3 protein-coding genes are annotated in these 3,373 nt (G+C 72.8%); all 3 read left to right on the top strand.

Annotated features, from left to right (window positions below):
• Positions 1-1,732 (top strand): DUF2264 domain-containing protein (locus ITP53_RS54565; RefSeq protein WP_195903348.1); only part of this gene is annotated, 1,732 nt, incomplete at its 5' end.
• A gap of 69 nt (positions 1,733-1,801) precedes the next feature.
• Positions 1,802-2,350: a hypothetical protein gene (locus ITP53_RS54560; protein WP_195903347.1), complete on the top strand. Its 549-nt coding sequence runs from the start codon at positions 1,802-1,804 to the stop codon at positions 2,348-2,350.
• A gap of 91 nt (positions 2,351-2,441) precedes the next feature.
• Positions 2,442-3,373: sporulation protein (locus ITP53_RS54555; RefSeq protein ID WP_195903346.1), on the top strand; the 932-nt coding region annotated here is incomplete at its 3' end.

Here is a 3,373-nt window from a genome sequence, read left to right as displayed (position 1 = left end):
CCCCTACGCCTCCCCCTCCCACGCCCGCGTCAGCTTCCCCGGCCCGCCCGGCGGCTACGGCGCGGACGTCGACGGCCTGGAGGGCTTCGCGCGCACGTTCCTCGCGGCCGGTTTCCGCGTCGCGGGGGAGGACGGGCGCGACCCGCTCAACCTCATGGAGTGGTACGCCGCCGGCCTCGCCGCGGGCGTCGACCCGCACTCCCCCGAGCGCTGGGTACGCCTCGACGAGCACGGCCAGGCCAAGGTGGAGGCCGCCTCCATCGCCCTGATCCTGCACCTGACCCGCCCCTGGCTGTGGGACCGGCTGCCGCCGCTGGTGCGGGAGCAGGTGGTGGACTACCTGGCGCCGGCGGTCGGGGCGGACTACCCGCCGATCAACTGGGTGTGGTTCCAGATCGTCGTGGAGCAGTTCCTGGCCTCGGTCGGGGGGCCGTACGCGCAGGAGGACATCGACAGAGGGCTGGCCCTGGCGGAGGGGTTCGAGCGGGAGGACGGCTGGTACGCCGACGGCTCGGAACGCTCGTACGACCACTACACCGGGTGGGCGCTGCACCTCTACCCGGTGCTGTGGCGTGAGATGGCCGGCCTGGGCCCGGACCCCCGCCACCTCGCGCGCCTCGAACGGTTCCTCGACGACGCCGTCCACCTCGTCGGCGCCGACGGCTCGCCGCTCATCCAGGGGCGCAGCCTCACCTACCGCTTCGCCGCCGCCGCGCCGTTCTGGGCCGGCGCGAGGGCCGGGGTCGGCTCGCCGGGGCTGCTGCGCAGGGCGGCGTCCGGCATCGCGCGGCACTTCGTCGCGCACGGCGCCCCCGACGGCGACGGCGTGCTGACGCTGGGCTGGCACGGGAAGCGGCCGGCGATCGCGCAGGACTACTCCGGCCCCGGCTCGCCGTACTGGGCCTCGAAGGGCCTGCTGGGGCTCTCGCTGCCCGCCGGCCACCCGGTGTGGACGGCGGTGGAGGAGCCGCTGCCGGTGGAGGCCGACGACTTCACGCGGGTGGTGCGCGCGCCCGGCTGGCTGGTCAGCGGCACCCGCGCCGACGGCGTGGTCAGGGTCGTCAACCACGGGACCGATCACTCCCATCCCGGGTCCGATCTGGCGGACCCGCCGCTGTACGCGCGGCTGGGGTACTCGACGGCGACGTTCCCGCTGCTGTCGGGCGACCCGCTGGACCAGTCGGTCGTGGTGCTGGACGAGGGCGGGCGGGGCAGTCACAGGACCGGGTTCACGGCCGGTCCCCTCTCCGCGCTCGCGTCCGGCACGCTGGTCGGCTCGTCCCGCTGGCGGGCCCACTGGACCGAGCCGGGGCCCGGCCCCGACCACGGCCACCCGCGTCCCGGTGCCGAGGTGCGGCACGGGCCGCTGCTGGAGGTCGTGTCCGCCGTACGCGGGTCGTGGGAGGTGCGTTTCGTCCGCCTGTTGGAGCGGCCGGGCTGGCTGCGCGTCGGCGGCTGGCCGGCGCCGGAGTCCGGACCCGGCACGCGTGTCGTCGGCGGTCCAGGTCTGACGAAGTCGGGCGTCTCGGTGGCCGCCACCCCACTCGCCGACCGCACTCTGGTCCCGTGGTGCGCGACGCCGGGAGAGGCCGAGCCGGGCATCTGGTACGTGGCCGCGCTCCAGCTCGGGCACGGCGGCGAGGCACCGTCGATCGACGCCTGGAAGATCGTCTGGCCGGACGGGACGGCCGACGACATCCCCGCGCCAACACTTCCACGATCACGGAAGTGATCTCGATCCCTCCAGGCCCGCTGCTAGCTTGACCGGCGGCATTGGTTGCACATCGGAGGGAACAAGTACATGGCTCTGTCATTCGGCCGCATGACCCGGCCCGTCGGTGTCGGGCTCGCGATGGCGGTTGGCGCCACGATCACTCTCGGCGCCGCCACTCCCGCCTCGGCGGCCGCGGGGCAGCGGGTGAAGGTCCAGGAAATGGTGACGAAGGACGGCGGGTTCTTCTACACCACGAACGAGGCGGAGAAGCGGGACGCGATCACCAAGCACGGCTGGTCCACGACCCAGACTCCGCTCTACTACGTGTCCAAGACCCCGTTCGCCGGCGGCAAGCCGCTCTTCCGGCTGCGCTGGAGCAAGAAGGCGTCGTACCTCGTCACGGCGTCCGCGGCCGAGCGGCAGAAGCTCGTGTCCTCGGGCGCGTTCACGTACGAGGGGGTGCTCGGTTACGCGCCCGCCACGTCGCGCGCGGGCGGCGACGTGAAGGTGTTCCGCCTGGCCAACAACAACAAGTGGCGCCTCGCGATCGAGTCCCACACCGAGAAGATCCTGGCCGGCGAGCCGGGCTGGCGGCTCGACGGCCCGCTGCTCCGGCAGTTCAGCCAGGCGGGCTGACGGGACGTCCCTGGCGCGCGGAACTCGCTCCTGACGTTGATCGTTGAGGCCAGCGGCAGATCAACCGATCTTCGACAGGGAGAACAAGGCCGTGGTCTTCAAACGCATGCTGGGTGCTTTCGGCGTCGGCGCGCCCTCCGTGGACACCGTGCTGTCCACGGAGCGCACCCGTCCAGGCGGCACGCTGGACGGAGAGGTGCGGCTCAAGGGCGGCGACTTCGACGCCGAGATCGAGCACATCACGCTGGGCCTGGTGGCCCGGGTGGAGATCGAGCACGGCGGCGGCGAGGGGGCCGGGGTGGGCGAGTTCTCCCGCGCCAGGGTCTCCGGCCCGTTCACGCTGCGCCAGGGTGAGGAACGCACGATCGGCTTCCAGATCCCGGTGCCGTGGGAGACGCCGATCAGCGAGATCGGCGGGCAGCCGCTGACCGGCATGGCGCTCGGTGTGCGCACCGAGCTGGCCATCGCCAAGGCCGTCGACAAGGGCGACCTGGACATGATCGCCGTCGAGCCGTTGCCGTCGCAACTGCGGATCCTGGAGGCGTTCCTGCGGCTGGGGTTCCAGTTCAAGTCGGCCGACCTGGAGACCGGGCACCTCTACGGCGTGCGCCAGGAGCTCCCGTTCTACCAGGAGATCGAGTTCTACCCGCCCGGTCAGTACGCCGGCCTGATCGGCGAGGTCGAGGTGACCTTCGTCGCCGACCCCGCCGGACTGGAGGTGGTGCTGGAGGCCGACAAGCGTACCGGCCGCTACTCCTCGGGCGACGCCATCGGCCGCTTCCACGTCAGCCATGACGACGCCCTCGTCACGGACTGGCCGGGCGAGCTGGGCCGCTGGCTGGAGGGCCTGACCCAGTACGGCGGGCACAGCGGCCACGGCGGGCACCATGGTCACGGCGGCCACCACGGCGACCATGGGGAGCACCACGACGGGATGGGCATGGGGGCGGTGGTCGCCGCGGGTGCCGCCGGCGTCGTCGGCGGCCTCGTGGTGGGCGAGGTCGTCGAGGAGATCTTCGAGGG

This window comes from Nonomuraea cypriaca (assembly GCF_015645445.1).
In the GTDB taxonomy this organism is placed as follows: domain Bacteria; phylum Actinomycetota; class Actinomycetes; order Streptosporangiales; family Streptosporangiaceae; genus Nonomuraea; species Nonomuraea cypriaca.
The sequence above is the reverse complement of the archived record's forward strand: the minus strand, read 5'-3'. Positions and strand labels throughout refer to the sequence as shown.